This is a genomic window from Indolivaga capnocytophagoides (assembly GCF_036511535.1).
Taxonomy (GTDB): Bacteria; Bacteroidota; Bacteroidia; order Bacteroidales; family Dysgonomonadaceae; genus Dysgonomonas_A; species Dysgonomonas_A capnocytophagoides.
Genome location: NZ_AP028867.1, coordinates 455,021 through 476,460, shown reverse-complemented (window position 1 = coordinate 476,460; position 21,440 = coordinate 455,021). Strand labels below are relative to the sequence as shown.

At 36.7% G+C, this 21,440-nt stretch carries 22 protein-coding genes, 1 other RNA gene and 2 pseudogenes; 15 read left to right on the top strand and 10 right to left on the bottom strand.

The window, feature by feature from the left end:
* Positions 1–182: 182 nt before the first annotated feature.
* Positions 183–821: a nucleotidyl transferase AbiEii/AbiGii toxin family protein gene (locus AABJ51_RS02170; protein ID WP_338374218.1), complete on the bottom strand. Its 639-nt coding sequence runs from the start codon at positions 819–821 to the stop codon at positions 183–185.
* Positions 822–823: 2 nt separating this feature from the next.
* Positions 824–1,336 (bottom strand): helix-turn-helix transcriptional regulator, encoded by a 513-nt coding sequence (locus AABJ51_RS02165; protein WP_338374217.1) that lies wholly within the window; start codon positions 1,334–1,336, stop codon positions 824–826.
* Between the two features lie 267 nt (positions 1,337–1,603).
* On the opposite strand from AABJ51_RS02165, the gene AABJ51_RS02160 reads away from it, so the two are divergent.
* Both AABJ51_RS02160 and AABJ51_RS02155 read left to right on the top strand, forming a co-directional pair.
* Positions 1,604–1,900 carry a helix-turn-helix domain-containing protein gene (locus AABJ51_RS02160; protein ID WP_338374216.1) on the top strand — a complete coding sequence of 99 codons (297 nt, stop codon included), beginning with the start codon at positions 1,604–1,606 and terminating at the stop codon, positions 1,898–1,900.
* Position 1,901: 1 nt separating this feature from the next.
* Complete coding sequence (locus AABJ51_RS02155) at positions 1,902–2,186, top strand: helix-turn-helix domain-containing protein (protein WP_338374215.1); 285 nt, start codon at positions 1,902–1,904, stop codon at positions 2,184–2,186.
* A gap of 194 nt (positions 2,187–2,380) precedes the next feature.
* On the opposite strand, the gene AABJ51_RS19345 is transcribed toward AABJ51_RS02155, so the two are convergent.
* Entirely contained in the window at positions 2,381–2,572 is a 192-nt protein-coding gene (locus tag AABJ51_RS19345) for an Arm DNA-binding domain-containing protein (protein WP_353527786.1), read from the bottom strand.
* Positions 2,573–2,922: 350 nt separating this feature from the next.
* Between AABJ51_RS19345 and AABJ51_RS02150 the strand changes: the two genes are divergently transcribed.
* Complete coding sequence (locus tag AABJ51_RS02150; protein ID WP_434781380.1) at positions 2,923–3,105, top strand: site-specific recombinase; 183 nt, start codon at positions 2,923–2,925, stop codon at positions 3,103–3,105.
* Between the two features lie 234 nt (positions 3,106–3,339).
* On the opposite strand, the gene AABJ51_RS02145 is transcribed toward AABJ51_RS02150, so the two are convergent.
* A complete protein-coding gene (locus tag AABJ51_RS02145; RefSeq protein WP_338374214.1) occupies positions 3,340–4,359 on the bottom strand; it encodes a helix-turn-helix transcriptional regulator in 1,020 nt (339 codons plus the stop codon).
* A 3-nt stretch (positions 4,360–4,362) separates the two neighbouring features.
* Positions 4,363–4,845 carry a hypothetical protein gene (locus AABJ51_RS02140; protein ID WP_338374213.1) on the bottom strand — a complete coding sequence of 161 codons (483 nt, stop codon included), beginning with the start codon at positions 4,843–4,845 and terminating at the stop codon, positions 4,363–4,365.
* 96 nt (positions 4,846–4,941) lie between these two features.
* On the opposite strand from AABJ51_RS02140, the pseudogene AABJ51_RS02135 reads away from it, so the two are divergent.
* The 6 genes and pseudogenes from AABJ51_RS02135 to AABJ51_RS02110 all read left to right on the top strand — a co-directional run bounded on the left by AABJ51_RS02135 (position 4,942) and on the right by AABJ51_RS02110 (position 11,786).
* A pseudogene (locus AABJ51_RS02135) lies at positions 4,942–5,691 on the top strand (nucleotidyltransferase domain-containing protein).
* Positions 5,688–6,752: a nucleotidyltransferase domain-containing protein gene (locus tag AABJ51_RS02130; RefSeq protein WP_321577237.1), complete on the top strand. Its 1,065-nt coding sequence runs from the start codon at positions 5,688–5,690 to the stop codon at positions 6,750–6,752. The pseudogene AABJ51_RS02135 and the gene AABJ51_RS02130 overlap by 4 nt, the downstream one beginning before the upstream one ends.
* A gap of 6 nt (positions 6,753–6,758) precedes the next feature.
* Positions 6,759–7,214 carry a hypothetical protein gene (locus AABJ51_RS02125; RefSeq protein WP_338374212.1) on the top strand — a complete coding sequence of 152 codons (456 nt, stop codon included), beginning with the start codon at positions 6,759–6,761 and terminating at the stop codon, positions 7,212–7,214.
* 79 nt (positions 7,215–7,293) lie between these two features.
* On the top strand, positions 7,294–8,601 hold the full coding sequence (locus AABJ51_RS02120) for an RtcB family protein (protein ID WP_338374211.1): 1,308 nt from the start codon (positions 7,294–7,296) through the stop codon (positions 8,599–8,601).
* A 4-nt stretch (positions 8,602–8,605) separates the two neighbouring features.
* Positions 8,606–9,106 (top strand): hypothetical protein, encoded by a 501-nt coding sequence (locus AABJ51_RS02115; protein WP_338374210.1) that lies wholly within the window; start codon positions 8,606–8,608, stop codon positions 9,104–9,106.
* 442 nt (positions 9,107–9,548) lie between these two features.
* A complete protein-coding gene (locus AABJ51_RS02110; protein ID WP_338374209.1) occupies positions 9,549–11,786 on the top strand; it encodes a hypothetical protein in 2,238 nt (745 codons plus the stop codon).
* 244 nt (positions 11,787–12,030) lie between these two features.
* Here AABJ51_RS02110 and AABJ51_RS02105 read toward each other — a convergent pair whose 3' ends face one another.
* From AABJ51_RS02105 to AABJ51_RS02090, 4 genes and pseudogenes are all read right to left on the bottom strand, one after another.
* Positions 12,031–13,080, bottom strand: coding sequence for a DUF2891 domain-containing protein (locus tag AABJ51_RS02105; RefSeq protein WP_338374208.1), 1,050 nt, complete (start codon positions 13,078–13,080; stop codon positions 12,031–12,033).
* Positions 13,081–13,149: 69 nt separating this feature from the next.
* Complete coding sequence (locus AABJ51_RS02100) at positions 13,150–13,821, bottom strand: hypothetical protein (protein WP_338374207.1); 672 nt, start codon at positions 13,819–13,821, stop codon at positions 13,150–13,152.
* Positions 13,822–13,844: 23 nt separating this feature from the next.
* Positions 13,845–14,525: pseudogene (locus tag AABJ51_RS02095) on the bottom strand (site-specific integrase); the annotation flags it as partial.
* An 18-nt stretch (positions 14,526–14,543) separates the two neighbouring features.
* Positions 14,544–14,993 carry an Arm DNA-binding domain-containing protein gene (locus AABJ51_RS02090; protein ID WP_338374206.1) on the bottom strand — a complete coding sequence of 150 codons (450 nt, stop codon included), beginning with the start codon at positions 14,991–14,993 and terminating at the stop codon, positions 14,544–14,546.
* 673 nt (positions 14,994–15,666) lie between these two features.
* Between AABJ51_RS02090 and AABJ51_RS02085 the strand changes: the two genes are divergently transcribed.
* The 6 genes from AABJ51_RS02085 to AABJ51_RS02060 all read left to right on the top strand — a co-directional run bounded on the left by AABJ51_RS02085 (position 15,667) and on the right by AABJ51_RS02060 (position 20,751).
* Positions 15,667–16,146 (top strand): hypothetical protein, encoded by a 480-nt coding sequence (locus AABJ51_RS02085; protein ID WP_004361979.1) that lies wholly within the window; start codon positions 15,667–15,669, stop codon positions 16,144–16,146.
* Positions 16,133–16,525, top strand: a complete 393-nt coding sequence (locus tag AABJ51_RS02080) for a hypothetical protein (protein WP_036881467.1) — start codon at positions 16,133–16,135, stop codon at positions 16,523–16,525. Before AABJ51_RS02085 ends, AABJ51_RS02080 begins: the two co-directional genes overlap by 14 nt.
* Positions 16,522–18,588 carry a bifunctional DNA primase/helicase gene (locus AABJ51_RS02075; protein ID WP_004360029.1) on the top strand — a complete coding sequence of 689 codons (2,067 nt, stop codon included), beginning with the start codon at positions 16,522–16,524 and terminating at the stop codon, positions 18,586–18,588. Before AABJ51_RS02080 ends, AABJ51_RS02075 begins: the two co-directional genes overlap by 4 nt.
* Positions 18,576–18,884, top strand: coding sequence for a helix-turn-helix domain-containing protein (locus AABJ51_RS02070; protein WP_004360030.1), 309 nt, complete (start codon positions 18,576–18,578; stop codon positions 18,882–18,884). The genes AABJ51_RS02075 and AABJ51_RS02070 overlap by 13 nt, the downstream gene beginning before the upstream one ends.
* Before the next feature lie 198 nt (positions 18,885–19,082).
* Positions 19,083–19,847: a type IV toxin-antitoxin system AbiEi family antitoxin domain-containing protein gene (locus AABJ51_RS02065; RefSeq protein ID WP_004360031.1), complete on the top strand. Its 765-nt coding sequence runs from the start codon at positions 19,083–19,085 to the stop codon at positions 19,845–19,847.
* The gene (locus tag AABJ51_RS02060) at positions 19,840–20,751 is read left to right on the top strand and encodes a nucleotidyl transferase AbiEii/AbiGii toxin family protein (RefSeq protein WP_004360032.1); all 912 of its coding nucleotides are present in this window, start codon (positions 19,840–19,842) and stop codon (positions 20,749–20,751) included. Before AABJ51_RS02065 ends, AABJ51_RS02060 begins: the two co-directional genes overlap by 8 nt.
* Positions 20,752–20,972: 221 nt before the next feature.
* On the opposite strand, the gene ssrA is transcribed toward AABJ51_RS02060, so the two are convergent.
* Positions 20,973–21,371: a transfer-messenger RNA gene (gene ssrA, locus AABJ51_RS02055) on the bottom strand.
* Positions 21,372–21,440: the final 69 nt, after the last annotated feature.

Genomic DNA, 21,440 nt, shown 5'->3' with positions numbered 1-21,440 from the left:
CATTCATGCACATGCTGTAACTCTGCGAATCGCTTCGAGTTTCGATTAATACAAAGTTAGGTATAATTCCCGACTTCTATAATTTTATATATAATTAGATATTAACAATTTATCTGGTTCAAATATTTATTGGGGACGAGTTCATCCCCAATTTTCCGTGGAAACTGTATTTTCTCCTATTTTTAGTGCTCTAATAATTCGATAAAATCAAGCTTTATCAGATCCCAATATTTACCTCTTAAGCAATTCGGATCAGCATCATTATCTGCGTATTCAAACTCTATAAGATTCTTTATAATTTGATCTTTACTTGCACCATATGGATATCGTTCGAAGTAGAATTCCAATATTTGGCTGATACTATATTGTTCCAATAGCTCATGTAAATCCCAGAAATCTTTTTTCCGTCCGTTGCGGGATACGACATCCAACTTCATTGCTATTATATCTTCAATATCAGCCAAGCGGATGCCATCGATTTCCTTTACAGGTCTAATAAAGGGATCTGTATAGTACAAATCCAATTTGATATAGTCTGACTCCGATCTTCCAATATAGAATGATTTTCCAAAGCCGACCAAGTCAATATTAGATGTGGAAGCATAAGGAAAATTTAGCGTCAAATATTCTTCAATGGTTTTAAAGTCCACTGTATTGTATGCCAAATCTGTGAATAGATCAATATCAACCGATTCTCTATGACCGAGTTGCAAGCTTAGCGATGTTCCACCAACCAATCGGAAAGGTTTTAAAACTTCTGCCAGCATTAGTTTCTCCAAAGCATTCTGCAGTGAGGGAGTTACAGTATTATAATACAACATGCCTATATGGTTTCTAAGAGTTTATTTGCGCTTTCTTTTGTTGACGGAGCCATGTCCCGATAATATCTCAAAACTTCATTAATCTTTTCCTTTCCATAGAAACGAAGTATCTCTTCTTTTTCTATCTCATTACCCCGCTCAAGAACACGGCGAATCACATATCTCCGGTTTTTGTCCCAGTCAATATTCTCTATCTTAGTATCCCAGAATAAGGTTGGATTTATCTTTGTCAGATTGGGATGATAATCTTTACGCTGTTCTTTCTTAATCTGTTCGATATCATAATATACCTGCAATATCATGAAGAACCCTTCTTCTATCCCTAGAGTATGTTCAATTTTTAATGCGAGTTCCGGATTCATACGTCTTTTAGCCTTAGTTATAGCAACTAAAGTTTGGGGATATTCGTTGATGGAAATAGCAAAGCGGCTCTTTTGAAGCTTTCTTTTTTTCAATTCCCTATCAAGGATGATCCCCGGATGAATACCTTTTATTATATCGATCTTTGAATTCATATCTATTATGATTAATATACAAAGATAACGAATAATAAACAAATTTGTTTTCATTAATTTGTTTATTTTAATTACAGCTATTGCGAATAGATATTATCGCAAACTAAAAATATAAATCGTATCGGGAATAAAATACAAACAACACATACATCTTATTACTGATGTAATCTATGGAAATCCGGTGAAACGTGAAGACACACTATTGTTTATCAGTATATTAGTATATAGATTAGCTGGAAAAATAAATTATTTAATAATATTATTGTTATGGAAAATTTTAAAATAATTGAAAGCAAAACATTCGAATCGATTGTCGATAAAGTGAATAACCTTGCTCGTGAAGCAGATGCATTATGTAGAAAAAGCAAAGCTAAGAACTTAGAGGAATGGCTAGACGGACAGGATGTCTGTCTTATACTCAATATATCACCCCGAACTTTACAGACCTACCGGGATGCAGGAAAACTAGGCTTTTGCCAAATAAATTATAAGCTGTATTATAAGGCTGGCGAGATTGATGAGCTTTTAAAGAAAAATTACCACAATAATCATAAAAAGAAATGATATGGAAGCAATTACTTTTAAAGACCAACAAATTCTGGATTTGCACAAATCATTAGAACAGGTCTCAGCAGCATTGAAAAATGCATTGGATGAGTGTAGACCATTATTTAATGGAGAAAGCTATCTGACAGACAGGAATTTATCCAAAATACTTAAAATCAGTCGTCGTACATTACAGGATTATAGATCTAATGGCATAATCCCCTATATTATGCTGGGAGGTAAAGTCTTGTATAGAGAATCTGATATCCGAAGAATGCTTGATAATGCTTATAATAAAGCATGAATAAAATAGATCTATTATACCTCTCAAACAAAGGAGCGCACAGATGAATTTGTGCGCTCCTTTGTTTTTTCTAATAGAAAGCCAGCTATAGCAAAGAAACAATGTCAATCGGCAATCCTGTAAAATCGACTATCTCTTAACCGACTGTAAGACATATGCAATCCGGTACGTATTCCGCCTAACTGGTAGTTTATCTAATACGCATACTTTGTACAACCTTTTGTTCTTCCATGCTTTGTAATCCAATATCTGGTAGAGATATCAGTCTTGGTGCTAAATTGTAAATAAACTCCGTCAATTGTAATCCGTACCATAATTGTACAAAGACCATTTCTCTTAACTTCATTCTTTTTGATAAAAAATAGGATATTAAATGTACTTCTCACGACCTTTCATTTTTTATGGTTATTAATGAAAAGCCAAACTATTATTTTAGAAGTATTAATATCTATTTCTGTGTAATTACGAAACAAAAGAAGTAGCCAGGAAAGCAGTAAATTAACGGCTGATTATCTGCGATTTTCCTCTATTTACTGATACCAAAATAAAGAGAATGAGGTAACTACTCTTATTCCATATTATACTGTGTTATACTTACCTGATTGGGAGGGATTAAAGTAAATATTGTAGTGCTTTGCTATCTATCGTTTTATTTTGCCTATTTTTTCAACATACACTTCTTTTACGGCTAATTACTTATCTTGCTAGGCATACATTTGCAACGGAAATTTGCCTGATGAATGGTGTCCCTATTGAAACCATTAGCAGAATGCTAGGGCATACCAATGTCAAAACCACTCAAATATACACTCGCATTAGTGACACATTTATTGATCTGGATATGAATATGTTAGCTAAAAAATTGAATAAAAGGAGCTTTTTAAGATCAATAACTGATAGGGCTGATTACAAAAAATGATAAAAGCGTGAAAGATTTCCTTACTACTCTGAATGAATTATTCACATGGGAGGTAGAATACTATACAGAGAATTACTTTCATTTTTAAGAGAGATATGTTTGGTTCTCTATTAATACAAATTATCGGCAGTTTTTTCATTTTACTACCGATAATTTAACAACGCTTTATATCTGAAATTCAACACATTATATAGAATTTAAAATACAAAAAATGACTGTCCTTTGTAAATATCTTTATTCAGAATTATCCTGATATCTTTCCTTTGCCAATCTGAACTTCCACCCCATAAAATCAACCAGTGATTGTGGAGAGAGTATCTTTATAGTATCGGCATACCCAAAGAATTCTCTCTGCAGCTCCTGATTGACAACTACCTTTATTTCAAATATCATAGAACCGTCTTCCTGTGATTCAATCAATTGTTGACTTTTATGAAAAGGCTTGGTTTGTACATAAGGTGCATTTTCTTTATTTACCCAGAAGCGTACTGTTTCGGTTTTCATACCAATATTCTTGGTTACTCCTACTAAATCTTCAAAGAAAGTCTGGGGATCGAATAAGTCATTTTCTACAAACTTCTCCTTCTCTACTATCTCTATATTATGTATCCGATCCAATGCCAGATTAATCAGATTTCCTTTTCTTCGTCCGAATACAAACCAACGGTTGCGATACTCTTTTAGTAAGTAAGGATAGAATAAAAATGTATTTGCTGACTGGGCTTTGAATGAACGGTATTTCAGATTTAGCACTTGCTTATTGACAATAGCATGATAAATAGTGTCGAGATAATCCAATCCTTTCAAACTTTCATTTTTCTCAAAATCAATAACGGGTATGGTTTTCTCTTTTGCAGATGTCACATGGTCTTCAAGGCGGCTGACAATATCTCCCATCCCTGAAAAATAAGAAAAGCCTTTGAACTGGCGAAGCACCTCTACGGCCTCCGACATTGTTTTTAAGTCCTGTTTAGATAATGGAGTGTTGGTTATGCTGTAATCCTCATCTTCGTATTTGTAGTATTTATTATCATATACAACAATAGGCGCGTTATAACCCAATTTCTCACTGCGCATCATTTGGATATCCATTTGCACGGTACGCTTACTGATGCCTTTGTCTATTCCTTCATACTCATATAGTGCATCGGAACAGGCATCTATCAGATCTTCGAGTGTCCATTGTCTATATTTATTGCGTAGACAAGTATCTATTGTTTTATAGCGAATAAGGGCATTTCGGTTTACTGGCATGACCTAAATATTATTTTTTAATTTGTCTAATTGGTATTGTATTTTAAAATCTTCTACCATTCTTTGATAATCATCAATTTCAAAATTTAAAGATTGAAAATCCGAGAACCAATCGATATCATATCTTATTTCATCATCAAACCATTTAGTTTGTTTATCAACACCTATTCTCTTCCATTGGATAAAATAGCCATAATTCTCAATTTCTGCTACAATCAATGTACATGAAAAATCGTAATCATCTGGACACATCAATATCGGGCACATTGTAACTTCTCCTTTATTTGGTAAAATTGCTTTCCAAACTATTTCCGCTTCTTTATTGATCAATCCATAGAGTAATGTTGGAATTAATCCTTTGTATAAATTATCTGGATATAACTCATCTAATTTTTCATCAAACCAAATATTGTCAATATGATAGTTCGGAAATAACCAATCATCTCTGTAGTCACTCTTATCTATTTTTGCTTTTATAGAGTTCATTTATATACAATTTTCTCAAAAATAATAAAAATATATTTTATTACGCAAAAATACTGCGTATGTTGTATTTTACTTTGTATCATCAAAGTAACAATAATGAAAACAACTATACAACAAAAACTAACAGAGATAGAAAAAGCCCATAGAATAAAAATACTTTACTCCTGTGAGTCAGGTAGCCGTGCGTGGGGATTTGCTTCACCTGATAGTGATTATGATGTGCGGTTTATATATTCACGACCAATAGAGGAATATCTAACCACACAGCCAAAGAAAGATCATCTGTCTTTTCCGATAAATGATGAATTAGACATATATGGTTGGGATATATCAAAAGTACTACAGCTGATAACTAGGTCGAACACGACACCATTTTAGTGGCTGCAATCGCCTGTGGTTTACAAAGAAGATACCACATTCAAAGATGAAGTGTGGACACTTTGTCAAAGCTATTTTTGCCCTCGCAGCAACATACATCATTATCTGGGTATAGCACGTGGAGCGATAGAAACTATGGATGGAAAAGATATAAAAATAAAGAAACTATTTTATGTGCTTCGTCCAATACTTGCTGGCTTGTGGTGTGTTAAAAAGAATACAATAGCTCAGATGAGTATATTTCCATTAATGGATTTATTGACAGACGATTTGCGTAAAAAGGTTTTATCTTTGATAGAACTGAAATCAACAGCAAATGAAAGTTATTTGATAGAGATAGATCAAGATATAAAAACATGGATAGATCAGACATTTGATTATTGCATGGATACTTCTCAACAACTAACAAAGAGAGACTTTGACCCAAAGACAGCTGATGAGTTTTTCAGAAAAACGATATTAAAATGACTATACAAGAAATAAAAGATAAAGGGCTGCTTCTTTTCGAATGTATGAGTGGCAGCAGAGCATACGGACTAGATATCCCACAGTCAGATACCGACCTGAAAGGGGTATTCTATCTGCCCAAAGATCAATTTTATGGATTGGAATATATACCTCAGATAAGTAATGAGACTAATGACGAGGTGTATTATGAGCTAGGTCGTTTTGTAGAACTGCTTTGCAAGAACAATCCAAACCTACTTGAGCTATTGGCTTCTCCCGAAGAATGTATATTATATAAACACCCATTGATGGACAAGCTTCATATAGATATGTTCTTGTCAAAATTATGTAAAGATACTTTTGCAGGCTATGCTCTCACGCAGATACGAAAAGCAAGAGGTTACAAAAAGAAGGTTGTGAACCCGATGGAGAAAGAGCGCAAGACCGTATTGGACTTTTGCTACATAATGGATAGTTATCAGTCTATTCCGGCAAAAGAATGGCTTGATAAAAACGGATATACTCAAGAATTGTGTGGACTATCTTCTATATCCCATGCTAAAGGTATGTACGCCTTATTTTACGATGCTGAAGATAAATTTGGTTATCATGGTATAGCCGTAAAAGAAACTGCCAACGAGGTTTCATTATCCTCCATACCTAAAGGACAACAAGCTCTTGCCTACCTGTTTTGGAATATGGAAGGTTATTCACTCTATTGCAAAGAGTATAAAGAATATTGGGATTGGGTGGAAGAACGCAACGATAATCGCTATCAGACAAATTTGAATCATGGGCAGAATTATGATTCTAAAAATATGATGCATACTATACGTCTTTTACAAGTGGCAGAAGAAATATTGCAAGATGGAAAATTGAATGTAAAACGACCAAACAGAGAACAGTTGCTTGATATAAAATCGGGAAATATGAATTATGATGATTTGTTAGCTATGGCTGATAAGTTGATGGATAGTATAGAATTAAATTGTTCTACATCAGACTTGCCTGATGCTCCTGATAAGGATTTAGCAAAAAAAGTTTTAGTTGAAATGAGAGTAGAATTGTATAAATGCAGATAAGAAGATATGAAAACATATATTATAAATAGAGGTTTAGAGTATTATACAGATATGTCCATCATTCTAAATCCAATACAAAAATATTTACAAGATTATAATTTTCTTATCACAGATATCGAGTGTAATCATTGTCCAGATAAAAGAATAAACTATGAAGAAGACTATCTTTTTATATCACCTAGTGAGTTTTTAGATATAGTTAATACTAACGAAATACAATTTATCTGGGGCGTATTCTCTGCGATTCCCAAACATATTTCTTTAGGTGAAACCCTGAAATATGAGTTGCCATATTCAGAGGGAATCCGTACACTCGATGAGATTGTAGAAATGCAACATCCTCTTGCTGAGATTGAGATCGTAGCTTTCGATAGTTCGTCTGTTGAAATAATTAGTAAACAAGAGGATATAATCCATATCATTGAAAAAGAGTTTCCTAAAAAGAAATTCTATAAAAAGTGAAAATAATTCACATTGCGCAAAAATACTGCGCACCATCTATTTTACTTTGTATCATCAAAGAAAATAAAAGTATAAAGTTATGATAGAATTAAAAGGAAAATATAACCAGAACTGTAAAATATTCTTAGAAGAAGTTGAAGAAGGAGCTATTGAATTAGTACAAAATATACTGAATCACGAGATATCAGAAGGAGTACAAGTACGTATCATGCCCGATACCCACGTAGGTAAAGGGATTGTAATCGGATTCACCATGCCAATGACTGCAATGGTCAATCCTAACTATATTGGCGTAGATATCGGTTGTTCCGTAACAAGCTATAAATTAAATAAACGATTTGAAGTAGATGAACTTCCGCAAATAGATAAGAAGATTCGAAAAGCTGTGCCGATGGGGCATGATATCCGAAAAGGTAAAGATTTCAATTATTGGTGGGTAGATGAATATATGCAGACCGTTACTGATAATGTGAATCAGTTCATTGATCAGTGGAATACACGTTTTTCTGAAAATAAGCCTGCAATGACTATTGATCGGGAATATATCGCCGAACTATGTAAGAAAATAGGTACAGGAGAAAAGATGTTCTATAATTCTGTTGGATCTCTTGGTGGCGGAAACCATTTTATTGAGATCGGAGAATCGGCAAATGATGGGGCGCATTACCTCACTATTCATTCCGGTTCTCGAAATTTCGGACTGAAAGTATGTAACTATCATGCGAATAAAATGGTAGCTGCTAAATTCAGACCACAAGAGTATCACGATGAATTTAAGTATATTACACTAAACACTATTCCTACATCAGATATTCCTATCAAGTTAGCGGAACTGAACGAACGGTATGGTGTCGGTAAAAAAGAGTTGCTATTGAAAGGTGAAGATATGTACGAATATTTAGTTGATATGGTGATTGCCCAAACGTATGCGGAGTTTAATCATCGGGCTATGGCTCACTCTATCTTTGTCGGGTTGCGTGATGTGGAAGCCGTTGATATGATACATTCGAAGCATAACTTTATTGATCCGCAAGACTGGATTATCCGAAAAGGTGCTATCCGGGCTTATGAAGGAGAGCGAATGATTATCCCGTTCAATATGCGTGACGGATTATTAATCTGTGAAGGGAAAAGCAATGCAGACTGGAACTGTTCAGCTCCACATGGAGCAGGACGAATATTAGCTCGTAATCAGGCTTTCAAAACATTGGATATGGAAGAGTTTGAGAAAGAAATGGAAGGAGTTTATTCAACATCTGTTTGCAAATCAACTCTTGATGAAGCTCCAATGGCATATAAAGACAAAGATGTGATTATAAACGCGATTCAGGATACAGCTGTTATCTTAGATACAGTGAAGCCGATATTGAATATTAAAGCAAATTAGAAATATGGAACAATATATTTTGGAGAAAAGCATCTGGACGCAAGATGATTTTGAGATGATGGGCTGGCATGATTCCAATATTTATGGAATGATTATTGAAAAGGGGGAAGAACCTTGGCAAGGGAATCTAATATTTGATATTGATTACATTTTTGAATGGATACATCCTGTTCCTCCGCAAGAATATTTTTCATTCTGGGTAGCACCTTGTACATTAATATTCAAAGAAGTGTACGAACTTCGGATTGATCTTGATCAACAAGGAAATACTCTTGAGCTATTTGACTTTGATAGCATTACTATGTCATCTAAAAAAGAACTGAACAATGGATGTACTGTCTATGAATGGTTGCTTGGATTACATATTGGAGAAATACAATTCAAATCATTGGGCTTTGATCAAATAGTAAGAAAGGCTCCGGTTTATACAAATAGTCAAGTTCTTAGCTTTGAGGAAAGAGGAGGAGTCTCATTTAGTAAGCAAGCTTTTGAAGAAAAACGATAAATAATTTCACTACGCAGGAAGATTGCATACTGGATGTGTTCCTTTGTAACACCAAACTAATAGAAGCGATATTTGAAACAATAAAAAAGACAGGTCAAGTACGGGGTACTTCAAATTCTTTTAGGTAGACCACTTGTACAATTACCTGTCTTTATATGAGGCAGTAGCTCAGTTGGTAGAGCAAGGCAACTCATGAAATTACCTTTGTAATACCGGTCAATTAAGGCATACTCCACTCGGCGTGAGCCCCCAAATCTATGCTTTAAAATTATCGGTTAGAAGGTCAATCTGGGTTTACTTCATGGATTGAGATTCCCTGGGTCGCCGGTTCGAATCCGGCCTGCTTCACTTAGATAATGGTCAAAAGAGGCTTACTTCAAAAACACTTGAAACGTCTCAGTCTCTTGATTACCGTATTTATTAATTCAAAACACGAATTGTGATGAAAACTAATTTATTGAAAGTTTCAATCAGACAGAATGCTATCTTTATCCCTATAGATAAGATAGTAGCATCGAAAGAAAACCTGACACAAACGACATTAGCTTTGACAACGAACCTGAGAAAGCTTGGTTATACCGTATCAGAAGACTTATTGCATGCTATGAACAGCATGTCTCCAAATCAGGCAATCACTATCTTCGATACAATGAAAGAAGTATTGGGTGCGAATCTAAACTGGGCTCCTTTGGTGAAAGGCTGGGATACTCCGACCGGAGAAACAAGGCTTGATCATATTATAACTTTTTTTGCCAATGCCATCAAAAGTAATAAAGGTTTACGCTTGCAGTGCGGTCATCTCATTCCAGAAAATACATTTCCGATGGAAAGATATAATGGATGTCCATTCTGTGGTACTCCGTTCCAATTGGCTAAGATTGAGAATTACTCACAAGGAAGTAAACTGAAAGTGCTGGAACTTTGGACTGAAGATGATCTTACAAGGTATTTCAACGATTTGCTGGAGTCGCGTACAGCTCTTGACGCAACTCAGGTGGATAGTCTGAAAATATTGGTCGAAGAATTTTCTCTACCCGATGTCGAGGTTACAATGAAAGAAACCCAGATTGTGGTATTGGATGCACTTGTGGTAAAAGGAGAATATGAGAAAGGACAACAGTTTATCTCTACTCCTGCCGATATATTACGCTATCTGTGGTATAAGAAAACAGGTTTCCTACAAATCGTAGAGCCTAAGACGATTATAAAAAGGACAGGTCAGAATAATACACACATAACATCTGTTCTAGATAAATCCAAGAAAGCAAAAGTAGATGCCAAGACTAATCTCAAACTGAAATATAACCGCGCTGAATGTAAAATGGTTGCTATATGGCTCAACAATCTAAATATGGATGTAGAAAAAGCCTGTGAGATAATGCACCCTAAACGAGGAATGTGGGTACGCTTTATTAGGGCATTGCGTCTGACAGAATATGCAAAAAGGTCAAACTTCGAGTACCTTAAAAAGTTGATAGATGTATTCTACAATCAAACATATACTGTGTATCAGGGTGAGGTAGAGCAATCACGTATAAAAGTAGATGCCGAAAAAATATTTGCTTTGTTGAAGCAAAGACCCGGATTATTTGCACGTTCATTGTTTGCTAATATGCTTTGGTTTGGGGATGATGAAACACTGTCAGCTTTTGAAGAGGTGATGGATAAAATTCCGATGAGGTTGTTGTTCACACTGAATATGTATGCGCAAACTTATTTTGACCCGAATGCTCAGCGTATGGTAAAACCGTTGAGTGGAACATCGAAAAGAATCGGGGCTAATAAACTGGTTAGCATATATACAGACGAACAGTTGAAAACTATGATTTCCAAAGTAGAGGATTTGTGTATAAAAGCAGTTTCAAACCGCTTCAAACAGATCCCAACGGAGAGTAAAACGATGTATATAGATCCTATGCTGTTTAATATCCCATTAGCCATAGGTGATAGAAGTGAAACTATACAGGATACCTCTTGTGCATTAATGGGAACCCGTTTCCCCGTGGAGGGTAATGCCGTCAGATTGTTTATGCAATGGGGGAAAGACCTTCCTGCTCAACATCTGGATATGGATGTGAGTTGTCATATAGCGTTACCTCATACAACTATGGTTTGCTCATACTATAATCTGACTGCTCCGGGAGCTAAACATAGCGGAGATATTAGAAGTATCCCCAATAAAGTAGGGACAGCTGAATATATCGAACTGGATATAAACGAACTGACCCGTGTTGGCGCTCAATATGTAGTCTTTACTTGCAACGCCTACAGTAATGGGGCTCTCTCTCCTAATTTGGTAGTGGGATGGATGAACTCGGCTTATCCGATGAAGATATCCGAGAAGACAGGTGTGGCCTATGATCCGTCCTGTGTACAGCATCAGGTAAGGGTTTCGAAAGGTTTGTCTAAAGGCTTGGTGTTCGGGGTGCTCGAAGTTGTCACTCGGGAGATTATCTGGCTTGAAATGCCTTTCGGGGGACAGATAGTTGCCAATATGGATGCCCAAAATATAGAAGCATTAATAGCTAAATTGAAAAGTAAAACTACCATAGGTAATTTACTGACAATAAAGGCTCAGGCTCAGAACATCAAGGTCGTTGATACAGAAAATGCTGATGAGACCTATACTATGCAGTGGGCTATGAATACGGCAGCGGTGACGAAGTTGTTGGTTGAGTAAAATTCTGGACATATGACTAGATTAAAAAAATCCTTATAATTCATCTAATTATAAGGATTTTTATTATTAAATTTAAACCTGACCATAATTTTTATCGATTTTTTTTTAAAATATAGTTATTGGAAGAATATCATAATATTTATTGGGTAGTAAAGGGGGGTACCTAATGAACTACCCTAAAAACAATTCTTATACTTGCAATACTCTGTCGTCGTCATAACAGTTACGATAGTTACAGATTGAACTATTCTTTATTCATTAATGCATAAAGAGCAAAAGTGCCTAGCCAATGACTGCCCATATAATCATCATCAGTTATATTACCTAATGAATACATAAGATGATTGTCAGCAATTGATTTCAAATGGCTCAACTCCGGAAATTTCCTAGAGATAGAGTACAAACAAGTTGCTCTGCTGAAATTTAATCCGTCGAGATGAACCAAATGTCCATCAGTACGGTCAGAGACTTTTCCGGGTTCTAATGAAAAATCAGGTTGGAATATTTCCGGTAGAAAAGTTTTTAACCATACTTTATATTCCTGTGTATCCAATATTTTACTCATTAGTAAAGCTTCTTCAAAACAAGGTGATAAGAAATCATTGCCACTAGGCTCATAAGAAAGATTGCAGTTTACATCATTCTTATATAACCTTTTTGCATGCTCTATTATTAACTGTTCAAACTCTTTGTCTCCTATACATCTGGCATAGTCGATAGATAAAGACAATCCAAAAGCTGTATTATCATGCTGTCCTGTACGGATAGGATAATTGAGCTTTGGCAGGTATTCCTCGTATTTGATTACAAGTATATCGGCTAAAGGTTTCAGTGTTTGATACCAGCGTTGAGCATCTGCATCTTTCCAAGTGTATAGTTCGCTTTGCAGTTGAAATAACCATGCCCAGCCATAGGTACGTTCAAAATTTCTATTATTATAATCCTGAAAGAAAGCTGATTCTATGGATACATTTTTGGGGGTTATATTTCTATTTAGGATAACTTTTACTTTTCCTGATTCATCCAGCTGCGGATAGTCTTTGAGTAATTTCACTATAGACCAATATCCATGTACAGAGGAATGCCAGTCAAAACAGCCGTAAAATATTGGACGTAATTTCTTCGGACTTTTCAGATCGTCAACACTACCTATTACTTGCCCCAGTTTGTTTGGATATTCTACTTCTATACAGTGTACAGGCAGTTTGAATATCTTTTCGGCTTGTTGTAAGTCTAAGGTTTGTGCATTGATATATCCACAAAATAGCAATGAGATAAATAAAAGCTTTTTCATAGGCTTGTAATGATTATATTATCCAATCAGATTTTCGGAGAGGATAATTCTTATCTAAAAATATTGTTATTATGCCACAGGAGATTTTCTATATCCGGTAACACAACAAGTATGATTATAAGTCTTAGGAACGTACTGTTTGAAAACGTATCCTCTTAAGAAAACGTCTTCTTCATATTCCTCTTTATCCATTGCCTTTGATATCTTTTCTAGTTTCCTTTTATAAGCAACTCCCGATTCATTCAAAATATCCTTTGCAATAGAATCCTGGTAATAAGTGTTGTTTTTTTGTTGAACTGCAAGTGGAAAATAAAGTCGTAATAGCGCTTCTTTTAAAAGATATCTGGTTTCGGCATTCATTAGTAAAGCTACCAATTCCTTATCTATCTCTGCATAATCTGTTGCAGTATATAAAGCATTAAACGACTTAATGGATTTTTTAGATGTGAGTTCTATTTCATAGCCCCTTTTTTCAATTAATATCCAGAAGGGTTCCCTTGAGATATGAAAGAAAGGGAGGGTGAAATTCATTGTATGTTTAGTCGTAACATAGGAATTCCAATTACTTTTAAAATAAGCCATTAATTCGGCAGTTATGTAAATCCTTTCAGAGTTTATATAACCAGAATTATAACAGTCAATAACGCTCAATAGAAGAATCGGCTTATGAGGAGCTCCACCTAAGTTGGGTACTCTTTTCAGTTTCTTAAAACAATTGATATAATAGTTTATATCTTTCATTGATTAACCTATTAGATTTACGATTACCTTAATATCATATCTTTTTCCTCTGTCCTACTCTCGGCAATCATTAGAGTAAGAGCTACAAGAGCATTATTTTCTATTCGTTTTGTTTCGTTAGAATTATGAGTTGTAATCGTCTTCTTGATGCCGCAGACATCAGCTATTTCACGGAGATAAGTATTCATCTTTTGATTCGAGAGTACAGGTAGCAATACTCCTTTTTTCTGACAAACAGGATGAGTCTCATACTTCTCCAGTATTTTCTGAGGAATATCAAGCAATGGTATATTACACATATTATTCGTTTTTATCCGCTGCTTACGAATCCACAATGCACCTTCATTATCCGTCACTAAATGCTCCTTAGATAGAGTCTTTACATCCGAAAAAGCTAAGCCTGTAAAACAACAAAAGACCAGTATATCCCGTACATTAGCCAACCGTTCTATTTCAAAATCTTTCTGCATGACTCTCTCCAACTCGTGATATTCAAGGAATTCACGTTGAAGTTCTTCATAAGTCATTTTAAAATTCATAAAAGGATCTTTCTTCAGCCATTCATTGGCCAAAGCAATACGGATTATCTTCTTAAAATTCTTCAGGTATTTCATAGTTGAATTATGATTGAAGTCCCGTTCTGTCTTAAGGAAGAACTCATAATCCTTTACGAACTGATAATTTACCTCTTCGATATCGACATCTTCCTTTTTATATTGAAATTAGATAAACTCCTGAGTGTGGCGATAAGCTGTTTCATAACGCATGATCGTTGACCGGAACATATCTTTGCCTTCCAGCTTATGGCATCTTTCATTATGTTCCTGAAATATCGAAAGAAGGATAATTTTTGGTTCTGTTTCTATTCCTTTATACTTATTGACTATCTTGTCAGCTGTAATCTCTTCACCGTTGATTTCCATTTCCCGGTAGATTTCCATCAGTCGGAAACGGATAGAATCTAACTGGCTGTTAATTTCCAACGATTTACGATCTTTGCCCGTAGATTTCTCTGTTACTGAACTCCATAAATCAGGGTTGATTTTCTGATTAATTGAAACTTCAATTTTCTCCTTGTTTACCGTTACTTTTAATTTGACAGGCACTTCTCCGTTTTTTGCAATCCTGGTTCTTTTTACAAAAAAGGACATTTTGAAAGTTACTCTTTTCATACTCTAAAACGTTTAAATTTTTCATTAATACAATGTACGAAACCGGAGCAATTACATCATTTCATTTATTTGATTCACTGCAATTTACCAAATAAACGAGTGCAAAAGCGCTGCCATTAACGACTAAAAATAAGTGGCAGCGATTTTGCACGTGAAACATGCTTAAAACAGCTATTTTTTGCTGACTACAGAAAATAAGAATCCCTGTAAAAGTCTAATTTACAGGGACAAGACACATTTTTCTTTTTCAATCTGTGGAGCTGGTGGTAAATGAACTTACCTATATCAGTCCTTGATATTCAGAAATTTAGCCGAACCTCAATTTTTACTGTAGCCAATCTGTAGCCATTTCAGATATTTTTGAGAGAACGCACAGAAGTTGCATAGACTTCTTGTTTTCGGGTTCAAAGTTACAAAAAGATGATACATCTTCCAAATGTTTGAGTAAAAATGTTTTAGAAAGCTTGTGGCTACAATTTTTCAGTGCACGGTGCAAGACCTATCTATATATAGGCTTGCACCGTGCACTGAAGAGCCTTGCCACATGTGATATACAGCTGATAATCAATATATAAAATGGTATTATATTACCAGACAATGGTATTTTGATATTCCGTTAAAAGCTCATTTCATTAGGAACTTTGCAGCCATAATCATTATAGTCCAATGTATTATGGCAAACAAAAACAGCAACTCAGAACTAAAGGGGCACCTGTACATCGGTTGTCCTACGCTTGAAACTTTAGCTCTTTCATGCGTCAATGCAAAAGATGCTGCTCATGCAAGTAGTATCGAGTATTCAAATTTCCTAAAGGCTTGCAAGATGGGAAAAGACATCAGGCTCAGCACATATCGGAAATGTGCGGCAGGTTTGGGAAAAGAAGTTCTAATCGTCCATCTGCCTTTGGGGACTATAGAGTCGATGACCAAACCAAAAGCCCATGTGAAGAATCTTTATGAAACAATTGAACTGGATGAACTTATCAAAGTTTTAATGAAGGTTATGCCAAGTGATGGAATGAAGATAGTGAACTTCATGAAAGAGTTCAAAGGGCATCTAACAAGACATGACAAGGAGAACCTGATGAAACCATTTATGTCAGCTATTGTAGAACTTTGCCAAAACTTACTTAATGATGATGGAAAACCATGAAACACGCTCCCTAATGAATGAGCTTCAAACTCTTCGCGAAGAGTTCAGACAGATAGCATGCTTTATCAGAGAGCTAAAGCGTGACTACTCTGTATTAGAAGAGAAGATTGAATTGAGTACGTCAGATGTCTTGCATCTGCTTGGTATATCAAAGGCTTCCCTTGCTAGATGGCGGGAAGCCAACTCTATTCCTTATCGGTATGTATCAAGCAATCATGTGGTCTATCCATTCAAGGGGCTCTATCTTTCTGTAAAGACAGGCAGGGCTACATTCAAGGGCTTTCGCCGCTTGGAGGCATTACAACGTCTGAACGCCTACAAAGATGGTGTCCTTAAAGGCTACATGGGGGATTCTCAAACCTTATTTGAAGAATTATGAACATCAAAGAAGAAATACTAAGTCGGACTAACAAAGGACTGGAGGTGTTCTGCTTCTACATGCCCATCAACTTTGTACCCAAACGCAACTTCCGTAATCCACTTTATGATGACAGACGTGCATCGTGCAATATCTACCTCGACAATAAGTCAGGCTGCTACCGCATGAAAGATTTTGGAAATGATGCCTACTCAGGTGATTGTTTCTGGTTTGCAGCAACTATGCTCGGTTTGGACGTGAGAAAAGATTTTATGAATGTTCTTGAAACAATCATCAGAGATTTACAACTCAATATTAGTCTTGAAGAAAGAAAAGAATACGGTAATCAGCGACCTGTCTTAATTAAACCTTCAAAGCAGCCTATATTACCTCCACCCGACCTTAATACTTCCATGACAAACGAGAAGTGGTTTACATATATTGAGCAGCCCCTTGGAGAAGAGGAACGAAATTATTGGCGACGATACGGCATTGATACCAGGACTTTGCAACGCTTCCATGTTAAATCATTAGCACGCTATGAATCCGTTTCAAGTCAGGGCAAGCCATTCTCACTTGTTTCTACGCAAGAAGAGCCTATGTTTGCTTATTGCCTTGGCAGGTTTGTGAAAGTTTATCGTCCCAATAGTAAATTGCGCTTCCTCTATGGAGGCAAGGAGGTGGATGACTATGTGTTTGGTTTTGAGCAGTTGCCCTGCAAAGGCGATATGATATTCATTACGGGGGGAGAGAAGGATGTGCTTTCACTCTCGGCTCATGGATTCAATGCCATCTGTTTCAACAGCGAGACAGCACAGATACCAGAAAATATCATTGAGGGACTATTACTCCGTTTTCGACATCTAATCATATTGTATGATACGGATGAAACAGGATTAAGAGAAACTAAACGACAAGTCGAAGCTCTATCCAAGTTTAAGGTGCTTCACTTAACGTTGCCCTTACAAGGCACAAAAACAGAAAAGGATATTTCCGATTACTTTGCCTTAGGCAATGGTTCGGAAGGTTTAAAGGCACTGCTTTCTGATATGTTTACCCAAATGTATGCACAGACGATGATGATATTGCAATCTTGTGAAATAGACTATGACAATCCTCCCGATGCCTCGAAGTCGGTGGTAGCAGTAAACGGCGTACCCCTCGGTACACAGGATAATCTGTTCTGCATCACTGGCGGAGAAGGAACAGGCAAAAGCAATTACATTGCTGCCATTCTTGCCGGTACTCTTGGTGCAGAACGCTTACAACCAGAACAAACTTTGGGATTGGAGGTAACCGCCAACCCCAAAAGATTAGCTGTACTCCATTACGATACAGAGCAATCAGAAGCACAGTTGCATAAGAATTTGGGGAAGACACTTCGTCGGGCAGGAGTCACGTCTGTACCAGAGTTCTACCATTCTCTTTATTTGGCTTCACTTTCTCGTAAAGATAGATTGAAAATTATTCGTGAGAGTATGGACTTGTTTCACCATAAGCACGGAGGAATACATCTTGTGGTAATTGACGGCATTGCAGACTTGATACGATCTGCCAATGACGAAACGGAGAGTATAGCCATTGTGGATGAACTCTATCGTTTGGCAGGAATCTATAATACCTGCATCATCTGTGTGCTCCATTTTGTCCCTAACGGTATTAAGTTGCGTGGACATATTGGTTCCGAATTACAGCGCAAGGCGGCAGGTATTCTCTCCATAGAGAAAGACGATAACCCTGAATATTCGGTTGTAAAAGCTCTGAAGGTGCGTGACGGCAGTCCGCTCGATGTGCCGATGATGCTTTTCGGCTGGGACAAAGATGCAGATATGCACGTCTATCGTGGAGAGAAGTCGAAAGAGGATAAAGAAAAGCGTAAGACGGATGAACTTTTGGCTGTTGTAAAATCAGCTTTCCATACCAAGCTAAGACTCTCATATCAAGAACTATGTGACGTATTGATGCGTGAAATGGAAATCAAAGACCGAACGGCAAAGAAGTACATTGCCTATATGAAAGAGCAGTGTATATTGTCGCAGGACGCAAGTGGTAACTATCAAAAGGGTGAGCTATGCCATACTTAGAACAGACAACAGAGAACGATTGGTGCAAGCGATTGTTTGACAGCTTGAGAACTATCGAGAGCAAACTCGACCAACTGCTTGTGATGAAAGAGCAATCTGTTGACACAACTATTCATCCGCCTCTTAAACCAGAGTATCTTGACATAATCGACGTGTCGAAGATTCTCAAAGTAGAGCAGAAAACCATTTACAATTGGGTATGGGCAGGAAAGATCCCATATCTCAAAGCGAATGGTAGACTGCTGTTTCTTCGTGACGAGATAGACGATATGCTTCATAAACGAGAATGTTGGTGATCAACAAGCAATTTGTTTATTGCCGAATTCTAACTTATGGCACATCTTAAAATAGACATGAATATGAAGAAGATAGTTAAATTTTAGGACAGTAAATCAACTATTAGTTTATTTGTGGGAATTATTTTCAACCAATAAGCTATTATTTGAAATGATTTGCTTATCTTTGCAGTTGAAATAAATACAAGCAAGTAAACTATGAGTGTATCTACAGGTAACAAAATCAACCAAATGCTCCAATTAGGACAAAAAAACGGATTGTTGTTTGCTCAATGGCTAACAGGACGAGGATATTCCAGTCAGCTATTGAAAAGATACCGCATATCGGGATGGTTAACACCTCTATGTAGAGGTGTAATGTACCGTACTGGGGATAACCTATCTGCCTATGGTGCATTGCAGTCGTTTAATGAACAGTTAGGAAAGAAGTTCCGTATAGCTGCTCATTCTGCATTAGAGTTATGGGGCTTCAATCATTATGTGCCAATGGGTAAGCCATTGCTAGTGATAACTGCTACCAATGAGAGAATGCCTCAATGGATGAAGCTTAACGTATTCGACCGTGATTTTCATTTTTTCAAAACAGACGCATTTATGCAAGCACAAATAACGACTTTGTCTTATTTAGATTGGAATTTACTCGCGTCTACTCCAGAACAGGCTTTTATGGAATGCTTGTTACTATCGCCGCGGCAATACAACTACATGGACTTGTACTATATAATGGAACAGCTAACAACATTGCGTTCAGAGGTTGTCCAATCGTTATTGGAAACAACCAAGAACTATAAGATGAAGCGCCTATTCTTATATATGGCAGAAAAAGCAAACCATTATTGGTTTGAAGAATTAGACTTATCTAGGATAGATTTGGGAACTACAAAATTGCAGTTGGTAAAGTCGGGGGTATATCTCAGTAAGTATAAAATGACAATCCCCAAAGAATTGAACGACTATGAATAATCATCAGTATAAAAGTCAAGTGGCACTATTGGTACGCATCATGCCCTTGGTTTATAGAATCAAAGATTTTGCCGTACATGGTGGTACGGCTATCAACTTGTTTCATCAGAACATGCCACGGTATTCTGTGGATATAGATCTTACCTATATTCCCTTGGAGGCACGTTCAACGAGCTTGGAACATATCAATCTGAATCTTCAAGACTTGAAAACGAGCATCGAACGAGCCGTACCGGGAATACATGTGGTACATAAAACTGATGTATGGAAACTGCAATGCACATACAATGGCACTACGGTGAAAATCGAAGTGAATGGCACCAAACGTGGCATACTTGGAGAAGCGGAAGTAATGAACCTCTGCCCAAAGGCGAAAGATGAGTTTCAAGCTAACTGTAAGGCACGCATCGTACCTTATCCACAACTATATGGAGGTAAGATAGCGGCTGCTCTCAGTCGCCAACACCCACGTGATTTGTTTGATTGCAAGTACATGAAAGACGAAACATTGGATGAAGTAAAAGACGGTTTGTTTCTGTGCTTACTGGGAAGCGACAAACCCATCATAGAATCACTTTGTCCTAATGACATTAATCAGGAGGAGGCTCTTGAACATCAGTTCAAAGGAATGACCGATATTCCTTTCACTTACAAGGATTATGAGTCCTCGCGTAACGACATTATCAGAAAGGTAAATGCCTGCCTTACCGATGAGGACAAAGACTTCATCATTTCTTTTGAAGAAGGCTCCCCGCAATGGGAACTATGTTGTGCTGGTGATTTGAGCAAATACCCATCCGTACAGTGGAAACTGCTCAATATCGAGAAACTAAAAAAGCAAAATCAAAAGAAGTTTCAAGAAGGAATTGATAAACTCAAAACTTTTTTTGAAAAAATGATGTAGGTATAATCCGAATATAAACACTACCTTTGCAACGTAAATAGTGCCGATAAGGACTTTTGTCGCTTTATTAGCACTCTAAAAAGGGGAAATGGGGCTGTGTACTTTGTCGATACAGTCCCTTTTCGGTGTATTAAAACTTCAAAATCTTATGGATCTCTGAATAGAGCATAATAAGAAAGAAGACTATCAGCTGCTTAAAAACAATTAATAGTCCTCTCTTTTAGTGGACTTGCGGAGAGTCGAACTCCGGTCCGCACAAGGAAACCATATGCTTTCTACATGCTTATTTCAGCCTTCTGTTTTCGAGTGTTGGCAAGACCTGAACCACCAACCAACACCTTATCCTCTAAATTTCATCTATGCATCGAGGCATACACAAACTATTTCCGATTTACCTGCACCGCTTGACCCTTAGATTCGGAACAACATCCTTGGAGCAGTGTCTCGTCGCATCACCTGGTGACGCAATAAAGCCAGTAATCTACTATGCTTCGATTAGGCAGCGAGAGCGTAATTGTTTTCGCCAATTAATTTTTTGACCACTCAGATTTAGGAGGTAGCCGTCGAGCCTCCGCATGCTTACATACCATCTCATCTTGCCGTCAAATCCATACAAGCCCTCGGTATGTTCTGCAAAGTTACATATTATTTCTGAATTTGCTGAATGAGATTCGATAATTTTGTTGCAA

What these genes read in the sequence shown, in the direction of transcription:
- AABJ51_RS02105 (WP_338374208.1), bottom strand. Translation starts at nt 13,080, where the DNA reads ATGAAAAAGCTTTTATTTATCTCATTGCTATTTTGTGGATATATCAAT.
- AABJ51_RS02075 (WP_004360029.1), top strand. Translation starts at nt 16,522, where the DNA reads ATGAACATCAAAGAAGAAATACTAAGTCGGACTAACAAAGGACTGGAG.
- AABJ51_RS02110 (WP_338374209.1), top strand. Translation starts at nt 9,549, where the DNA reads ATGAAAACTAATTTATTGAAAGTTTCAATCAGACAGAATGCTATCTTT.
- AABJ51_RS02120 (WP_338374211.1), top strand. Translation starts at nt 7,294, where the DNA reads ATGATAGAATTAAAAGGAAAATATAACCAGAACTGTAAAATATTCTTA.
- AABJ51_RS02090 (WP_338374206.1), bottom strand. Translation starts at nt 14,993, where the DNA reads ATGAAAAGAGTAACTTTCAAAATGTCCTTTTTTGTAAAAAGAACCAGG.
- AABJ51_RS02150 (WP_434781380.1), top strand. Translation starts at nt 2,923, where the DNA reads ATGAATGGTGTCCCTATTGAAACCATTAGCAGAATGCTAGGGCATACC.
- AABJ51_RS02160 (WP_338374216.1), top strand. Translation starts at nt 1,604, where the DNA reads ATGGAAAATTTTAAAATAATTGAAAGCAAAACATTCGAATCGATTGTC.
- AABJ51_RS02060 (WP_004360032.1), top strand. Translation starts at nt 19,840, where the DNA reads ATGAATAATCATCAGTATAAAAGTCAAGTGGCACTATTGGTACGCATC.
- AABJ51_RS02170 (WP_338374218.1), bottom strand. Translation starts at nt 821, where the DNA reads ATGTTGTATTATAATACTGTAACTCCCTCACTGCAGAATGCTTTGGAG.
- AABJ51_RS02145 (WP_338374214.1), bottom strand. Translation starts at nt 4,359, where the DNA reads ATGCCAGTAAACCGAAATGCCCTTATTCGCTATAAAACAATAGATACT.
- AABJ51_RS02125 (WP_338374212.1), top strand. Translation starts at nt 6,759, where the DNA reads ATGAAAACATATATTATAAATAGAGGTTTAGAGTATTATACAGATATG.
- AABJ51_RS02080 (WP_036881467.1), top strand. Translation starts at nt 16,133, where the DNA reads ATGGAAAACCATGAAACACGCTCCCTAATGAATGAGCTTCAAACTCTT.
- AABJ51_RS02130 (WP_321577237.1), top strand. Translation starts at nt 5,688, where the DNA reads ATGACTATACAAGAAATAAAAGATAAAGGGCTGCTTCTTTTCGAATGT.
- AABJ51_RS02070 (WP_004360030.1), top strand. Translation starts at nt 18,576, where the DNA reads ATGCCATACTTAGAACAGACAACAGAGAACGATTGGTGCAAGCGATTG.
- AABJ51_RS02085 (WP_004361979.1), top strand. Translation starts at nt 15,667, where the DNA reads ATGGCAAACAAAAACAGCAACTCAGAACTAAAGGGGCACCTGTACATC.
- AABJ51_RS02155 (WP_338374215.1), top strand. Translation starts at nt 1,902, where the DNA reads ATGGAAGCAATTACTTTTAAAGACCAACAAATTCTGGATTTGCACAAA.
- AABJ51_RS02140 (WP_338374213.1), bottom strand. Translation starts at nt 4,845, where the DNA reads ATGAACTCTATAAAAGCAAAAATAGATAAGAGTGACTACAGAGATGAT.
- AABJ51_RS02165 (WP_338374217.1), bottom strand. Translation starts at nt 1,336, where the DNA reads ATGAATTCAAAGATCGATATAATAAAAGGTATTCATCCGGGGATCATC.
- AABJ51_RS02115 (WP_338374210.1), top strand. Translation starts at nt 8,606, where the DNA reads ATGGAACAATATATTTTGGAGAAAAGCATCTGGACGCAAGATGATTTT.
- AABJ51_RS02065 (WP_004360031.1), top strand. Translation starts at nt 19,083, where the DNA reads ATGAGTGTATCTACAGGTAACAAAATCAACCAAATGCTCCAATTAGGA.
- AABJ51_RS02100 (WP_338374207.1), bottom strand. Translation starts at nt 13,821, where the DNA reads ATGAAAGATATAAACTATTATATCAATTGTTTTAAGAAACTGAAAAGA.